This window comes from Pseudomonas sp. OVF7, from assembly GCF_030644265.1.
Taxonomy (GTDB): Bacteria; Pseudomonadota; Gammaproteobacteria; order Pseudomonadales; family Pseudomonadaceae; genus Aquipseudomonas; species Aquipseudomonas gorinensis.
Genome location: NZ_CP128996.1, coordinates 3694750 through 3709980 on the forward strand (window position 1 = coordinate 3694750; position 15231 = coordinate 3709980).

Below are 15231 nucleotides of genomic sequence, written 5' to 3' on the forward strand. Positions count from 1 at the left end.
CTTTGGAGCGTGGGCCGCCGCAATGGGCCATCCTTGGCCCAGTGCGGCTAACCCGGCGTCCTGCCGGGTTACCCACGCTCCAAAGCCTGCGTTCGGCCAGCGTGTTTGACGGGGCGCCGAAGATCAAAAGCCAAAGCGCGGCGGCCTTAGAGCCGACCGGTGTTGTGGCTGGTGTACTCGGTAAAAAGGTGGGAGGGGGCTTGCCCTAATGCCGTTCAGTTAAGCGTACATCGCCTTCTGTAGGAGCGAGCTTGCTCGCGAAAAACGTCAACGATAACGCGTGTTTCCTGAGTGAACGCGGCGCCTGTGAGTTCTTCGCGAGCAAGCTCGCTCCTACAAAAAAGCCTTAACTGAACGGCATTAGGGCTTGCCCCCGATGAGGGCGTGTCAGTCACTTATTTGTTAACTGACCCGGCGCTATCGGGGGCAAGCCCCCTCCCACATTTGGATCCGCATACATCAGGTAAATTTCGGTCTGGCTTTGCTTTGGTTTTTGATCTTGATCTTAGGCGCCCCGTCAAACACGCTGGCCGAACGCAGGCTTGCCGAGTCTAGGCGAGGCACCGAGTGTTGGGGCAAGAGCCCTTTGGTTACTTTGGGCTGGGCCGGCATTCCGGCTCTTTTCCAAAGTGACCCGCTGTAAGAGCGGAACCCTAAGCCGCCGTTACCGAAAAAACGGATATGCCCCCAATCAAAAAACCTTGACCCCGATCAAGGGAAATCCACCCCATTCTCCGTAATCTCACTGCATATTGTGTCTATCGATCTAAAAGCATCTATATGTAGTGTCTGGAGCCCGGAAATGCAAAACACGCTCACCCCGCTGGTCAGCACCCGCCTACACAAACGCGACGGCAGCCTGGTCCCCTTCGATGCCGAAAAAATCCGTCAGGCGCTGATCGCCGCCGGCACCGCTACCGGCGAGTACCAAGCCGCCGATGTCGACCTGTTATTGGGTGCCGTCCTGGCCCGCCTCAGGGGTATCGAACAGCTGGATGTCGAACAGATCCAGGACAGCGTCGAACGCGTGCTGATGGACGCCGGCTACTTCCTGTCGATGCGCGCCTATATCGTCTACCGCGAACAACACGGCCGCCTGCGCCGCGACCGCAAGACCCTGGTGGAAGTCGCCACCTCGATGAACGAATACCTCGACCGTGAAGACTGGCGCGTGCAGGCCAATGCCAACCAAGGCTATTCCCTCGGTGGGCTGGTGTTGAACGTGTCGGGCAAGGTCACCGCCAACTATTGGCTGGACGAGGTCTACAGCCAGCAGATCGGCCGCGCCCACCGTGAGGCGGACCTGCATATCCATGATCTGGACATGCTCGCCGGCTATTGTGCCGGCTGGTCGTTGCGCTCGCTGCTGCACGAGGGCCTCAACGGCGTGCCGGGGCGTGTCGAAGCCGGGCCGCCCAAGCACTTGAGCAGCGCCCTGGGGCAGATGGTCAATTTCCTCGGCACCCTGCAAAACGAATGGGCCGGCGCCCAGGCGTTCAGTTCATTCGATACGTACCTGGCGCCCTATGTGCGCAAGGACCAACTGAGCTACCCCGAAGTGCGCCAGGCGGTGCAGGAGTTCATCTACAACCTCAACGTGCCGTCGCGCTGGGGCACCCAGACGCCGTTTACCAACCTGACCTTCGACTGGGTATGCCCGGAAGATTTGCGTGAGCAGGTGCCGGTGATCGGCGGTGAGGAAATGCCGTTCGCCTATGGCGATCTGCAAACGGAAATGGAGCTGATCAACCGGGCCTACATCGAAGTGATGCAGGCCGGCGATGCCAAGGGCCGGGTGTTCACCTTCCCGATCCCCACCTACAACATCACCCACGATTTCCCCTGGGACAGCGAGAACGCCGACCGTCTGTTCGAGATGACTGCGCGCTATGGCCTGCCGTATTTCCAGAATTTCCTCAATTCTGATATGCAGCCCAACCAGGTGCGCTCGATGTGCTGCCGCCTGCAACTGGACGTGCGCGAGCTGCTCAAACGCGGCGGTGGGTTGTTCGGTTCGGCGGAGCAGACCGGCAGCCTGGGCGTGGTGACGATCAACTGCGCGCGCCTGGGTTACCTGTTCAAGGGCGACACCTCTGGCTTGCTGCAACGCCTGGACAGCCTGATGGACATGGCGATGGAAAGCCTGGAGGTCAAGCGCAAGGTGATCCAGCACCATATGGATGCCGGGCTGTACCCCTATACCAAGCGCTACCTGGGCACCTTGCGCAATCACTTCTCCACCATCGGCCTCAATGGCATGCACGAGATGCTGCGCAACTTCACCGGGGACGAGCAGGGTATGCACACCGCTGAAGGCCGTGCGTTCGCGCTCAAGTTGCTCGACCACGTGCGCGCCACCTTGCTGCGCTTCCAGGAAGAGACCGGCCACCTCTACAACCTCGAAGCCACGCCGGCCGAAGGCACCACCTACCGTTTCGCCAAGGAAGACCGCAAGCGCTACCCGGACATTCTGCAAGCCGGCAGCGTGGACGCACCGTACTACACCAACTCGTCGCAGTTGCCGGTTGGCTTTACCGAAGACCCTTTCGAAGCCCTGGAGCTGCAAGACGAACTGCAATGCAAATACACCGGCGGCACCGTGTTGCACCTGTACATGGCCGAGCAGATTTCCTCGGCCCAGGCGTGCAAGCAACTGGTGCGCAAAGCCTTGGGGCGTTTCCGCCTGCCGTACTTGACGGTGACCCCGACCTTTTCGATCTGCCCGGTCCACGGCTACCTCGCCGGCGAACATGAGTTCTGCCCCAAGTGCGATGAAGTCCTCGCGCTCGCGGCCCGTTCTTGAACCGATTTATCAACTCGCAAGGAGCTCCACCATGCAAGCATCCCAGCCACAACGTCAGCGCTGCGAAGTCTGGACCCGAGTGATGGGTTACCACCGGCCGGTGTCGGCGTTCAACCCTGGCAAACAGTCCGAGCACAAAGAGCGTGTGCACTTCACTGAAACGGCCGCCCTGGCCGGGCGCCAATGAGTCGAGCGCTACGGGTCGGGGGCATGGTGCCCCTGACCACCCTCGACTACCCCGGCATGCTCGCCTGTGTGCTGTTTTGCCAGGGCTGTGCCTGGCGCTGTCGTTACTGCCACAACCCGGACCTGATCGCACCGCGCGGTAGCGCCGAGATCGATTGGCGCCGGGTGTTGTTGTTTTTGCAGCGGCGCCAGGACCTGTTGGACGCGGTGGTGTTCAGCGGCGGTGAACCGACCTTGCAGGAAGGCTTGCCGGCGGCCATGGATGAAGTGCGCGCGATGGGCTTTCGGGTCGGCCTGCACAGTGCCGGGATCAAGCCGGCGGGCTTCGCCAATGCGTTGCGCCATGCCGACTGGGTGGGCTTCGATGTGAAGGCCCTGGCCGAGGACTGCCAATTGATCACCCAGGTCAAGGGCAGCGGTGCCGCCAACTGGCGCAGCCTGGACACCTTGCTGGCCAGTGGCGTGGATTATGAATGCCGCACCACGGTGCATTGGCACCTGATTGACCCACCCCGGTTGCTGCTGCTGGCCCAGCGTTTGCAAGCCAATGGTGTCAAGCGCTTTGCCGTGCAGATGGTGCGCACGGCGACGATGCTCGATGCGCAACTGCCCAGTGTCTCCGTACAGATGGCGTTGCCAGAGTTGTGGGGCCGTTTGCGGGAGTTGTTCCCGGCATTTGTATTGCGAGGGTGACCGATCACCCCCGTCAGGATTTTTAAAGATGCTGTCCGTTTTGGGCAGGCTTTCATCAAGGAATAATGGAATGAAGCAGTTAACCACGGCGCAACGCATTGTCATCGGCTTCGCGATCGCGCCGTTGGCCCTGGTCGGTCTGGTGTTTTATGCCTTGCACGACCTGGCAACGCTCAAGCAGCAATCCGAACAAATCGTACAACAGGACTGGCCTCGCATCGCGCCGATCATGGTGATTGCCACCGGCGTGCGTGACAACGGCCGCAACACCCGTGACCTGCTGATCGACCAGGATAACCAACAGGCGCAGGCCTCTATCGGCACGACGCGCGAGCGCATTACCCAGGCCTTCGCAACCCTGGAGCCGCTGTTCGATACCGCCGAAGGCAAGGCCGCCTATGCCACCTTGAAATCCCATCGCGAAGCCTACGTGGCGGCCTTCACCCAGGTGCAGGCGCTGATCAAGCAGGGTGCCCGCGAACAGGGCCTGGCCCAGCTCAAACAGCAGGTGATGCCGGCCGAGCTGGACGTGTTCAAGAGCCTCGATGCGTTGATGGCCATGCAAGGCCGGCTGTTCACCGAGCGTGAGCAGGCGGCGCAAACCCTGTATGACGACGCGCGTCGCACGATGATCGGGCTGTTCCTGCTGTGCCTGACCCTGGTGGTGGCCGCCGCCGTGATCGTCACCCGTAGCGTCACCCGGCCATTGGGCGGCGAGCCGGACGAGGTGGCACGGGTGCTCAAGCATATCGCCAACGGTGATCTGACCATCGAGGTACCGCTGGGCAACAGTGCCGACGGCAGCGTGATGCGCAACCTGCACCTGATGCAGCAGAGTCTGAACCAGATGGTCCGGCACATCGCCGTGTCGGTGGACGGCGTGGCCAGCTCGTCGGAAGAGTTGAGCGCGGTCAGTAGCCAGACCAGCAGCAGCTTGCAGCTGCAGGGCCAGGAAATCGAACAGGCTGCCACGGCGGTCAATGAAATGACCGCCGCCGTCGACGAAGTGGCGCGCAATGCCGTGAGCACCAGCGAAGCCTCGCACCTGTCGGAGCAGACCGCCCAGCGCGGGCAGGCCCAGGTGCAGGAAACCGTGGCGTCGATCAACACCCTGGCCACCGGCGTGGTGGAAACCTCGGAGCGTATCCAGCAACTGGCTGGCCGCGTGCAAGACATCAGCGGTGTGCTGGAAGTGATCCGCAGCATTGCCGACCAGACCAATTTGCTGGCGCTGAACGCCGCTATCGAAGCCGCCCGGGCCGGCGATGCCGGACGCGGGTTTGCAGTGGTGGCCGATGAAGTGCGCGCACTGGCCCATCGCACCCAGTCTTCGACCCAGGAGATCGAACAGATGATTGGCAATATCCGCCAGGACACCGAACACGCCGTGGCCGCCATGCACAGCAGCAGCGAGCGGGTACAGGCAACCTTGGGTGTGGCCCAGCGGTCGGGAGAGGCGTTGGCGGAGATTACCCGGTCGATTTCGCAGATCAACGAGCGCAACTTGATGATTGCCAGCGCCACTGAAGAACAGGCGCTGGTGGCGCGAGAAGTGGATCGGAACCTGGTGGGGATTCGGAATTTGTCGCAGCAGGTATTGCAGGGGGCCTTGCATACGGAAACCGCGGGGCATGACCTGGCAGGGATGGCCGGAGCGCTGCATCAGACCGTGGCGCGGTTCAAGGTTTAACGGGGTGGCTTAGATCAAAAGCCAAAGCGCGGCAGCCATAGAGCCGACCGGTGTCGGGTCTGGTGTACTCGGTAAAAAATGTGGGAGGGGGCTTGCCCCCGATGAGGGCGTGTCAGTCACTTATTTGTTAACTGACCCGGCGCCATCGGGGGCAAGTCGAATCGTCGCACCGCCCCTCCCACAATTGGATCTCCACAGGTCAGAGATCTCCATAGGTCAGGTAGACCTTGGCCTGCTTTTGCTCTGTCTTTTGCTGCCTTGGAACCGACCGGAGTTGTGCTTGGTGTACTCGGTTAAGTGTGGGAGGGGGCTTGCCCCCGATGAGGGAGTTCAGTCACTTATTTGTTAACTGACCCGGCGCTATCGGGGGCAAGCCCCCTCCCACATTTGGATCTCCATAAGTCAGAGATATCCATAGGTCAGGTAGACCTTCGCCTGGTTTTGCTCTGCTTTTGCTCTGGCTTTTGATCTTGATCTTAGGCGCCCCGTTAAACCACGCTGGCCGAACGCAGGCTTGAATCCGTGGGTAACCCGGCAGGACGCCGGGTTAGCCGTCCTGGGCCAGGGATGGCCCATGACGGCGGCCCACGGATTCAAGCCGGAGTGAGGGCACACCGAGCCTAGGCGAGGTGCCGAGTGGTGGGGCAGGAGCCCTTTTGGTTACTTTTGGGGCTCTTTTCCAAAAGTGACCCGCCGTAAGGGCGGAACCGCCAGTGGCCATTCCCGCAGCAACGGATATGTACCCCAACCCGCCAGCCGCCGTTACCGCAGCAACGGATATGTACACGGACCCAGACCCGCCCCCCAATCAACCCCACCCCCAAAACTGCAACCACCACCCAACCCCCACCAACCCATTACTCAACACCACAAAAACCAAGCCCCCCCACGTAACACCCCCAACCCCCGAAGCTGCCGCCACCCCAACCACAAGCACCACCCAACCGCCCCAACCAGCAACACCGCCCGCGCCGACTGCACCCAACCCAACCCCAACCCCTCATAACGCAGCAACTTCACCGTGGTCGCCGACAACCCCAGGAACAACCCCGCACCACCGAGGGGCGTCAGTGTCAGCGCCAAGGGCCGAAACAGTGCGCGATCCCCCGCCACCCAGGTAGCCAGGCGCAGCAGCAGCCAGCAGCCACCACCGAACAACAGTGCGCTGCCACACAGGTACAGCACGATGCACAGGCCATCGAGCCAGCTGAAGCTGTCATTGAGTTGCGGGTAGTGAGTGAGCAGCCACCAGGGCGCAGTGTCTTGCAGGGGCCACAGCCAGTCATGACTCACCAGCCACGTCGCCAGGGTTTGCTTGAGCGCGATAAACCATGGGCTGACCGTCCATTGAAACGCCCCCATTGCCAGGCCGATCACGCCAAACAACAACAGGCGCGCATCCCATGCCGAGCCGGGTTGGCGAGGTGCCTGAAGGATCTCCGTATTGCACGACCGGGCGATCAATTGCACGGCCCCGCGTTGTCCGCTGCAACGGCCACAGGCATGGCACTCGCTGGCCCCTTGCAAGCGGCGGATATCCAGCAGCGGCGCGCAGTTGGGCAGCGGCAGGCGCGGTGCGGTGTTGGCCTTCCAGCGTTGCTCATCCACCGCGAAATGCACCGGCGCCAGGCGGGCGAGCAGGGCGAAGACGCCGCTGACCGGGCACAGGTAACGGCACCACACGCGTTTACCGCGCACGAACAACAGGCCGACGACCATGGCCGCCAGGGTCGAGCCGCCGAGGATCAGCAAGGCGGCCTGGGCGTAGTCATACACACTGATCAACTGGCCATACAGGGTCGTCAGGCAAAAGCCCAGCGTCGGCCAGCCGCTCCAGCGCACCCAGCGCGGAATGCCCAGGCCGCGCCCGTGCTGGCTGGCCCATTCGCTCAACGAACCTTCTGGGCAAAGCACCCCGCACCACAGGCGCCCGAACAGCACCATCGACAGCAACACGAACGGCCACCAGAGGCCCCAGAAGATAAATTGCGCGAGCAGTGTCAGGTTGTTCACCAGGCGCGCCTGGCTGCCCGGCAAGGGCAGCAGCGCCGGCAACACCAACAGCACGGCGTAAACCAGCACCACCAGCCATTGCACGGTACGGATTAACCGCCCATGGCGCCGCATGCCATCGCCCAGGCGCTGCAGCCAGGTCATGCCGCTGGCCGCGAGCGACGCAGGCCGTTGCCGACCCACAGCCAATAGCCGAGCAGCACCAGCACGGTAACCAGGCTCGGCGCGGCACGGTAGCCGGCAAAATCGGCCAGCAGCGACCCCAGGCCGTGGCTGTCGCTGAGCAGGGCGCTGCTGTCCCAGCGGCTTTCACCGAAGGCGCCATACACCCATTCGGGCAGGTCCATGCCCAGCAGTTGTCCGCTGATACGGTCCACGGCGGCCACCAGCAAGGCCCCACCCAATAGCAACAGCAGTGCTTCGCTGAGGGCAAAAAACAGCGACCAGGAGATAAAGCGTCGACTGCCCCGCAGCAGCACCACCGTCAGGCCCGCCAGTACCAGGCCCAACAGGCCGCCGATGGCGAACAGGCTCAGTGCCGGACCGTTAAGGCGCGCCCCGGCGCCATACAAAAACACCACGGTTTCACTGCCTTCACGGCTGACTGCCAACAGCGCCAACAACAGCACCCCCCAACCACCCTGGCGGGCCAGGCGCTGATCGGCTTCGCGCACCAGGCTGTGTTTGAGCGTGGCGCCGTGGCGATGCATCCAGAACACCATCTGCACCATCAAGCCGCTGGCCAGTAACGTCAGCGCCGCTTGTGCCCATTCACCCTGGGAGCCGCTCATGGCTTCGCCGGCCCACAGCATCAAGCCGGCCAACCCGGCGGAGCACAGCAGCCCGAGCAACACCCCGGCCCACAGGAAACGCGCCAGGCGTGAGTGTTCGGCCTGGCGGCTGATCCACACCTGAAGAATGCCGATCACCAACAACGCCTCGACGCTTTCACGCCAGACGATAAACATCGATTGATTCATCAACGGCTCCTATTGCGCGAGGATGCTGCCTTCGGGCAACTGTGGGTTGAATTCGTCGAAGAACGGGTACACCCCCGGCTTGAGCGGATGGATGACCACAAAGGTGGTCACGCCAGGGGACAGCACCTTCTCCACCCGCAACGGCGTGCTTTCGAATTCGGCCGGGCCTTGGCCGATGTTGTTGAGCACGATCTTGAAGCGCTCATCGGCCTTGACCACCAATTGCGGCGGGTCGAAATGGCCGTCTTGCAGGCTCAGTTCATACGTGGGCAACGGCGCCGCCAGGGCTGTGCCGCTCAGCAGCACGCTGCCCAGCAGCAGGGCGCGGCGCATCAGTAGCCGCCTTTTTTGCCGATACCGGCGTAGACAAATTCGTAATGCACTTCGCAGCGTTCGAACCAGGGCGCGACGCCGGTTTCCTTGTCGGTGTGGCGGCCCAGGGAGTGGTGGCCGGTGGGCGGCAATACGCTGAAGGTGAGGGTGTATTTGCCAGGGCCTTGCAGCTTGACGTTGTCGCCATAGTGCGGCCCGTCATTGGCGACCATGGCGTGGAAGTCGCCGTTGATCGGCGTCTCGCTGCCTTGTTTTTTCAGGGAGAACGACAGGTTCAGGTAGGGCACGAAACTGCCTTCCTGGAAGCCTTGGGCGTTGTCCGCCGTGGCGCGTACATCGGCCTCCAGGTGCACGTCGGAATCGGCGGTGGCGCGCATCATGCCGGCGGGGGCCATCTCGATGGGTTGCAGGTACACCGCGCCGATTTCCAGCCCTGGGCAGTGTTGCGGTTCGCCGATGGGATATTCCTTGGCGAACGCCGCAGAAGTGGACAACAGCAGGATGAGGGGCAGTGCAGAAGGGATACGCATGGAGACTTCCTGACGGGTGAGGGGAGAGAGCCCGAGTCTAGGAAGGTCAGGGGTAAATAATAATGATTCTTGTCAAGTTTCGATGATATTTCATGTTGGCCAGGCTTGATATCGGTCAAGGCCAGGCACCTGTGATCGGCGTAGGTTGGACCTATCGTTCGCCGGTAGGGAACCTCGTCATGGCCAAGCCTTTTCCACTGCACCCCAAGCACCCCGAGCGCATCTGCTGGGGGTGCGACCGCTATTGCGCCGCCACCGACCTGGCCTGCGGCAACGGTGCCGACCGTACCATGCACCCGGCCGAGATGATCGGTGATGACTGGTACGAACATGGCGATTGGGGCGTTACCCCGGAGCCCGCCGCCGCGGACGAGCCGTCAGGGGCCACAGCGCTCAGGCTGCGAGGGGTTTAGTCTGCATCGACTTTTTGTAGGCGGCTTTCATGGCTTCCATTTCGGCGCCTAGCTCCTCGAGGACAGCTTTGCCCAACAGCTTCTTCGCTTGAGGGAACATCTCGGTTTCCTCTTCTTCGATATGGTGCTCCAGCAGCTCCTTGACCACTTTGACGCGGCCGGAAAACTCAGTGGTGGAAGGCTCGGTCTGTTTCAGGTCGGGCAATACCAGGGCATCGACTGTGCGGTGCTCTTCCTTGGCTTCGTGGTACATGATGTCCTGTTCCTTGCCACCGGCTTTACGGAAGGCCGGGTACAGAATTTCTTCCTCCAGCTTGGTGTGCAGGCTGATTTCCATCTCCAGTTTGGCCAGCAATTCGGTGCGCTTCTTGACGCCACGCTCGGTGGATTCGCTCAGTTGAGTCAGCAGTGCTTTGACGCGTTCATGGTCAGCCTTGAGAAGGTCAATGGCATTCATGTTGAAACCTCACGGATAGCGCTCGGGCGCGTCGACATGCGCGCCTCGTCCAGTGGGATATTGCATCAGCTGTACCAATATGGCTGATTGGTAAATTTTCTTATTAATCAGTTAGTTGAGTATGTTTTATGCGTCGGCTTATCGTGCAGCTTGCATGGTCGGGCCCTCAGCGGGTTGCATTACACCGTCCCTGACTTTCCGGTGTTTGAAGTTCTCGGTGGCCAGGCACTGGAAGATTGCCAACTGGGTTTACGCCTGCAGGGACACCCGGTCGTCCTGAGCGTTTGGCATTTCCAGTAAGAAGGGAGCGGAGGTTGGGTCAGGGGGGCTCCAGTGCGCCATAACCGTTGGGCGTGAGCGGCTGCACGAAATCCGATGGAACCCTCGGGGTAGATGCTTGACCTAATGCATGGACCTCAGGAGGTGAACCATGCAAATTGAATATATCTGGATCGCGTTGGCGGTGATTCTGCTGCTGTTGGAATTGTGGGCGATCAATATCGTATTGCGCAGTACCAGTGGCTGGGAGACCAAGGGGCTGTGGCTGGTCATTCTGATTTTCGTGCCGCTGCTGGGGCTGATTGCCTGGGCGATGTTCGGGCCCAAGCGGGAGATGCCGGAGCAGCGCAAACAGTAACCTGTGGCGAGCGGGCTTGCCCTAATGCCATTCAGTTAAGCGTACATCGCCTTCTGTAGGAGCGAGGGGGACGCCTAGTTCTTGCTCGCGAAAAACGTCAACGATAACGCGTGTTTCCTGAATGAACGCGGCGCCTGTAAGTTCTTCGCGAGCAAGCTCGCCCCTACAAAAAAGCCTTAACTGAACGGCATTAGGGCTTGCCCCGCGTTGGGCTGCGAAGCAGCCCCAATAAGAGCGCTGCAGTGTGCCAGGCAGCTCCGGGGCAGTTTTTTGGGGCTGCTGCGCAGCCCAACGCGGGGCAAGCCCGCTCGCCACAACGGCCCGTTCGCCACCGTGCTATTGGGTGCCCCTGTTCCTACTCGACCTCGACCCGTATCACTTCCAGCCCTAGCTGCTCATACGCCTCGATACCCGGCACGTGCCATTCGGTAATCAGCGTATGGATACGGTTGCACGGCGCCACCACAAAAGGTTCCACGGCACCGAGTTTGTCCGCCATGGTCACCGCCACCACATGGGACGCGCTGTCGAGCAACGCTTGCTTGACCGCCACTTCATCAAAATGCAGCGAGCTGATGCCGACCTGCGGATGCAGCGCGCACACCCCGGTAAACAGCAGGTCGGCCTTGATGCCCTGGATCAGGCGCACGGTTTCCTGGCCGCTGGTGGACAAGGTCGCAGGGTTGAGTTGGCCGCCGGCGAGGATGATTTTCACCTGGGGATGATCGGCCAGGGCGATGGCGATCATCGGTGACGGGGTGACCACGGTCAGGCGGATCGAGTGCGGCAAGGCCTGGGCGATGCGCAGTGTGGTGGAGCCGGAATCGAACAGCACGATCTGGCCGTCTTCCACACGATCGGCCGCCAGTTGCGCCAGGTGGTGCTTGGCCTCGTTGGTCTCGCCGACACGGGTGAAGAAGTCCTTGCCGCTGTCCTTGGGCCGGGGCAGGGCGCCGCCGTGCACGCGTTGCAACAGGCCGGCCGCGGCCAGTTCGCCGAGGTCACGGCGGATGGTGTCGTGGGAGACGGCAAAGTGTTCCACCAAGTCGGAGGCCGTGACTTTGCCGTCACGTTCCAGCAATAACAGGATCTTTTGTTTGCGCAACGAAGGCAGGTCAACGGCTTGATGGGTGTTGTGCATGTTTGTGCGTCTTTTTGCGGGTTTGTGCGAGATTAGTCGCCTGTCGATATAAACGCAATGGCTGGTTGCGCGGGCGATGGGCGGTTACTCTCGACGTTCAGTTCAGGGAGAGGTGACCCCGATGTCGTTGATCACAACCATCGAAGACTTACGCAAGCTGGCGCAGAAACGTGTCCCCAGGATGTTTTACGACTACGCCGATTCCGGCTCCTGGACTGAGAGCACCTACCGGGCCAATGAAAGCGATTTTGCCCGCATCAAATTCCGCCAGCGTGTGGCGCGCAACATCGATGAGCGCTCGATCCGCGCCACCATGATCGGCCAGGACATGGCCATGCCGGTCGCCCTGGCGCCCACTGGCCTGGCCGGCATGCAGCATGCCGATGGCGAGATTCTCACCGCCCGCGCTGCGGCCGCTTTTGGCTTGCGCTATACCCTGTCGACCATGAGCATCTGCTCCCTGGAAGACATCGCCGAACAGGTCGGCCAACCGTTCTGGTTCCAGTTGTATGTGATGCGCGACCGTGGGTTTATCGAGCAATTGATCGAGCGCGCCAAGGCGGCCGGCGTGGATGCGCTGGTGTTGACCCTGGACCTGCAGATACTCGGGCAACGCCACAAGGACCTGGTCAACGGTCTGTCGGCACCGCCCAAGCTGACCCTGCCAAATATCCTCAACATGATGACCAAGCCGCGCTGGGTGATGGGCATGCTCGGTACCAAGCGCCATGGCTTCGGCAATATCGTGGGGCATGTGAAGGGTGTGGCGGACATGAGTTCGCTGTCGTCGTGGACCGCCCAGCAATTCGACCCGCGCCTGAGTTGGGACGACGTGGAATGGATCAAGAAGTGCTGGGGCGGCAAGTTGATTATCAAGGGCATCCTCGATGTGGAAGATGCGCGCCTGGCCGCCAATTCCGGCGCCGATGCGCTGGTGGTGAGCAACCACGGCGGGCGCCAGCTGGACGGGGCTCCATCGAGCATCAGCCAGTTGCCGGCGATTGTCGACGCGGTGGGCGAGCGCATTGAAGTGTGGCTCGACGGCGGCATTCGTTCCGGTCAGGACGTGCTCAAGGCGATCGCCTTGGGCGCCAAGGGCACCATGATCGGTCGTCCGCATTTGTATGGCTTGGGCGCCATGGGCGAAGCGGGGGTGACCAAGGCACTGGACATCATTGCCCGTGAGTTGGACGTGTCGATGGCGCTGTGCGGGTATAACGATATACGCGATGTGAATCGCGAGATTCTGCTGCCAGGGTCCTTTCCCGAAGGGGTAGGCTGCGCAAAAAAATCATAAAAAAGTGAAAAGAGTTGTCCACGAAAACCGTGGGTATCTCTGTGGATAACTTTGCCGGGGCCCGGCAGGGTTGGCGATTTAACCCAAGGTTAATATTTGATCAACTTGTGGCGAGGGCCAGCATGGGCTGGGTTTGCGCTTGACAGGCTCGCGCGAACCCAGTGCCGAAAACCTTTTTTATGACTCGTTATTGCGCCCTGTGGCGTGGGTGACAACCTGTGCCGGCATCTTCGCCCGCATCAGGTTGTCCAGCGCCTGGCGATAGCTGCGGCCGGCCAGGCTCATGCTGTTGTTATGGCTGGCGCCGGGCACCAGCAGCAACCGTTTGGGCTCTTGGGCCGCGTCAAATAGTTGCTGGCTGAAACGCGGGGGCACGTAGCGATCGTCCAGGCCATGGACCACCAGCAGCGGCATATGGATGTCGGCAATCTTGTCGATGGAGTCGAATTTCTGCGAGAGCAACCAGCGCACGGGCAACGACGTGTTCGCCACGGCCGTGGCCACATCCGCCAGGGAGGTGAAGGTGGACTCGACCACCAGCCCGCGCACCGGCAGCGGCGTTTGCCTGCCCAGCTCGGCCGCCAGGTCGATCGCCACCGCGCCACCCAGGGAGTGCCCGTAGATCAGGCGTTTGTTCGGGTCGGGTTGCAACACCTGGAAGCGTTCCCACGCAATGCGCGCGTCCTCGTACACCGTGGTTTCCGAAGGCAGGTCACCGTGGCTCTGGCCAAAACCGCGATAGTCGATAGCCAGCACCGAGAAGCCCAACGCATGTAATTGCTCGATGCGAAACAACTGCCCGGTGAGGTTCCAGCGCACGCCGTGCAGGTACAGGATCGCCGGAGCATCCTTGTGCTCTGCCGGGTACCACCAGCCATGAATGTTCTGCCCTGATTTGAAACGGGTGGGCTTGAGTTCGAATTCCTGCACCGCCCTGGGCAAGCCGCTGTACCAACTGGCGGTACCGGGCTCGATGCGAAACACCAGCTCGCGCTCCTTGTGCTGCAGCACCGAGCAGCCCACGGGTAAACCTACGATCAACAGGAGCATGCACAGCAGGGGAAACCAGCGTAGGCCCAGGCGCGACATAAAACGAGATGACATCGAAGGTTCCAAGGCAAAGGTGAAGGACGGTTTTTAACAGAAGGCTTGTCGGTACAGGAATTAATTCGACAGCCGCGAAGGGCGATTGCTTGCAAAGTGTTACAGCATGGTGCTCAGGCCGTCTCGACCACTTGCACCCGATTACGCCCCCGCGCCTTGGCCAGGTACAGCGCCTGGTCGGCCTGGGACAGCAAGTGCGAAAGGTCATCGCCGCGCTGAGCAGCAATACCCCATTGCCCAGGAGCAGCGCGACAAAGTCCATCCCCACCCCGCGCGCGATTGTAGCGGTATGCGACGCGCTTGACGCTGGTGTTGCCATCACGACATGCTCACGCTCCTTTGAGCTAAGGCCTGACCATGGATAACAGTCCCGTTCGCATCACTGCCGAAGAGACCCTCTCTGACAATTGGTATGTTTTGAAGAAGTACAGCTTCGACCTGCGCCGCCGGGATGGCAGCTGGCAGGCCCAGACCCGCGAGGTGTACGACCGGGGCAATGGCGCGACCATCCTGCTGTACAACCGCACACAGCGCACGGTGCTGCTGATTCGTCAGTTCCGCATGCCCACCTTCGTCAACGATTACCACGGTTACCTGATCGAGGCGGCGGCCGGGTTGCTGGACAACGCCAGCCCAGAAGAGCGCATTCGCCTGGAAGCCGAGGAAGAGACGGGGTATCGGGTGGGGCACGTAGAGAAGATCTACGCAGCGTTCATGAGCCCGGGGTCGGTGACGGAGCGGATTCACTTTTTTATCGGTGAGTACCAGGCGGGGGATCGGGTAGGGACCGGCGGCGGGCTCGAAGAGGAGGGGGAGGATATCGAGGTGCTGGAGCTGGGGTTTGAGCGGGCGCTGGCGATGGTGGCGAGGGGGGAGATTGTGGATGGGAAGACCATTATGTTGCTGCAGCATTTGGAGTTGCGGATGTTGAAAGAGGGCTGGTGAGGGGGATGC

Annotated in this window: 14 protein-coding genes and 1 pseudogene; 8 read left to right on the top strand and 7 right to left on the bottom strand. The window is 61.4% G+C overall.

Translation table 11 applies throughout. The features are described from left to right. The first annotated feature begins 802 nt into the window (after positions 1-802). The 4 genes from QU606_RS16965 to QU606_RS16980 all read left to right on the top strand — a co-directional run bounded on the left by QU606_RS16965 (position 803) and on the right by QU606_RS16980 (position 5372). Positions 803-2803: a ribonucleoside triphosphate reductase gene (locus QU606_RS16965; protein ID WP_024075036.1), complete on the top strand. Its 2001-nt coding sequence runs from the start codon at positions 803-805 to the stop codon at positions 2801-2803. Between the two features lie 31 nt (positions 2804-2834). Further along, entirely contained in the window at positions 2835-2990 is a 156-nt protein-coding gene (gene nrdD, locus QU606_RS16970; protein ID WP_024075037.1) for an anaerobic ribonucleoside-triphosphate reductase, read from the top strand. Next, positions 2987-3682, top strand: coding sequence for an anaerobic ribonucleoside-triphosphate reductase activating protein (locus tag QU606_RS16975; RefSeq protein WP_024075038.1), 696 nt, complete (start codon positions 2987-2989; stop codon positions 3680-3682). Before nrdD ends, QU606_RS16975 begins: the two co-directional genes overlap by 4 nt. 70 nt (positions 3683-3752) lie before the next feature. Beyond that, positions 3753-5372: a methyl-accepting chemotaxis protein gene (locus QU606_RS16980; RefSeq protein ID WP_277378258.1), complete on the top strand. Its 1620-nt coding sequence runs from the start codon at positions 3753-3755 to the stop codon at positions 5370-5372. Between the two features lie 808 nt (positions 5373-6180). Here QU606_RS16980 and QU606_RS16985 read toward each other — a convergent pair. From QU606_RS16985 to QU606_RS17000, 4 genes and pseudogenes are all read right to left on the bottom strand, one after another. Next, positions 6181-7529 (bottom strand): annotated as a pseudogene (locus QU606_RS16985) (4Fe-4S binding protein). Continuing rightward, positions 7526-8365, bottom strand: coding sequence for an FTR1 family protein (locus QU606_RS16990; RefSeq protein ID WP_024075042.1), 840 nt, complete (start codon positions 8363-8365; stop codon positions 7526-7528). The pseudogene QU606_RS16985 and the gene QU606_RS16990 overlap by 4 nt, the downstream one beginning before the upstream one ends. Before the next feature lie 9 nt (positions 8366-8374). After that, positions 8375-8698, bottom strand: coding sequence for a cupredoxin domain-containing protein (locus tag QU606_RS16995; protein ID WP_168233113.1), 324 nt, complete (start codon positions 8696-8698; stop codon positions 8375-8377). After that, the gene (locus tag QU606_RS17000; RefSeq protein ID WP_102625767.1) at positions 8698-9228 is read right to left on the bottom strand and encodes an iron transporter; all 531 of its coding nucleotides are present in this window, start codon (positions 9226-9228) and stop codon (positions 8698-8700) included. The genes QU606_RS16995 and QU606_RS17000 overlap by 1 nt, the downstream gene beginning before the upstream one ends. Before the next feature lie 179 nt (positions 9229-9407). On the opposite strand from QU606_RS17000, the gene QU606_RS17005 reads away from it, so the two are divergent. Continuing rightward, on the top strand, positions 9408-9641 hold the full coding sequence (locus tag QU606_RS17005) for a DUF3079 domain-containing protein (protein ID WP_168233112.1): 234 nt from the start codon (positions 9408-9410) through the stop codon (positions 9639-9641). Here the strand turns inward: QU606_RS17005 and QU606_RS17010 are convergent. Further along, a complete protein-coding gene (locus tag QU606_RS17010) occupies positions 9622-10098 on the bottom strand; it encodes a hemerythrin domain-containing protein (RefSeq protein ID WP_024075046.1) in 477 nt (158 codons plus the stop codon). The two genes, QU606_RS17005 and QU606_RS17010, sit on opposite strands and share 20 nt — an antisense overlap. 430 nt (positions 10099-10528) lie before the next feature. Here QU606_RS17010 and QU606_RS17015 point away from each other — a divergent pair, with 430 nt between their 5' ends. Beyond that, a complete protein-coding gene (locus QU606_RS17015) occupies positions 10529-10735 on the top strand; it encodes a PLD nuclease N-terminal domain-containing protein (protein ID WP_069076380.1) in 207 nt (68 codons plus the stop codon). 355 nt (positions 10736-11090) lie between these two features. On the opposite strand, the gene QU606_RS17020 is transcribed toward QU606_RS17015, so the two are convergent. After that, positions 11091-11876, bottom strand: a complete 786-nt coding sequence (locus tag QU606_RS17020) for a DeoR/GlpR family DNA-binding transcription regulator (protein WP_069076378.1) — start codon at positions 11874-11876, stop codon at positions 11091-11093. Positions 11877-11997: 121 nt separating this feature from the next. On the opposite strand from QU606_RS17020, the gene QU606_RS17025 reads away from it, so the two are divergent. Continuing rightward, positions 11998-13173: an alpha-hydroxy acid oxidase gene (locus tag QU606_RS17025; RefSeq protein WP_304997235.1), complete on the top strand. Its 1176-nt coding sequence runs from the start codon at positions 11998-12000 to the stop codon at positions 13171-13173. Between the two features lie 177 nt (positions 13174-13350). Here QU606_RS17025 and QU606_RS17030 read toward each other — a convergent pair whose 3' ends face one another. Continuing rightward, entirely contained in the window at positions 13351-14277 is a 927-nt protein-coding gene (locus tag QU606_RS17030; RefSeq protein WP_024075050.1) for an alpha/beta hydrolase, read from the bottom strand. Between the two features lie 357 nt (positions 14278-14634). On the opposite strand from QU606_RS17030, the gene QU606_RS17035 reads away from it, so the two are divergent. Further along, positions 14635-15222 (top strand): NUDIX domain-containing protein, encoded by a 588-nt coding sequence (locus tag QU606_RS17035; protein ID WP_024075052.1) that lies wholly within the window; start codon positions 14635-14637, stop codon positions 15220-15222. Positions 15223-15231: the final 9 nt, after the last annotated feature.

Bases quoted from the DNA above. Each gene is read 5' to 3' on its own strand.
- QU606_RS16965 (WP_024075036.1), top strand. From the start codon at position 803: ATGCAAAACACGCTCACCCCGCTGGTCAGCACCCGCCTACACAAACGC.
- nrdD (WP_024075037.1), top strand. From the start codon at position 2,835: ATGCAAGCATCCCAGCCACAACGTCAGCGCTGCGAAGTCTGGACCCGA.
- QU606_RS16975 (WP_024075038.1), top strand. From the start codon at position 2,987: ATGAGTCGAGCGCTACGGGTCGGGGGCATGGTGCCCCTGACCACCCTC.
- QU606_RS16980 (WP_277378258.1), top strand. From the start codon at position 3,753: ATGAAGCAGTTAACCACGGCGCAACGCATTGTCATCGGCTTCGCGATC.
- QU606_RS16990 (WP_024075042.1), bottom strand. From the start codon at position 8,365: ATGAATCAATCGATGTTTATCGTCTGGCGTGAAAGCGTCGAGGCGTTG.
- QU606_RS16995 (WP_168233113.1), bottom strand. From the start codon at position 8,698: ATGCGCCGCGCCCTGCTGCTGGGCAGCGTGCTGCTGAGCGGCACAGCC.
- QU606_RS17000 (WP_102625767.1), bottom strand. From the start codon at position 9,228: ATGCGTATCCCTTCTGCACTGCCCCTCATCCTGCTGTTGTCCACTTCT.
- QU606_RS17005 (WP_168233112.1), top strand. From the start codon at position 9,408: ATGGCCAAGCCTTTTCCACTGCACCCCAAGCACCCCGAGCGCATCTGC.
- QU606_RS17010 (WP_024075046.1), bottom strand. From the start codon at position 10,098: ATGAATGCCATTGACCTTCTCAAGGCTGACCATGAACGCGTCAAAGCA.
- QU606_RS17015 (WP_069076380.1), top strand. From the start codon at position 10,529: ATGCAAATTGAATATATCTGGATCGCGTTGGCGGTGATTCTGCTGCTG.
- QU606_RS17020 (WP_069076378.1), bottom strand. From the start codon at position 11,876: ATGCACAACACCCATCAAGCCGTTGACCTGCCTTCGTTGCGCAAACAA.
- QU606_RS17025 (WP_304997235.1), top strand. From the start codon at position 11,998: ATGTCGTTGATCACAACCATCGAAGACTTACGCAAGCTGGCGCAGAAA.
- QU606_RS17030 (WP_024075050.1), bottom strand. From the start codon at position 14,277: ATGTCATCTCGTTTTATGTCGCGCCTGGGCCTACGCTGGTTTCCCCTG.
- QU606_RS17035 (WP_024075052.1), top strand. From the start codon at position 14,635: ATGGATAACAGTCCCGTTCGCATCACTGCCGAAGAGACCCTCTCTGAC.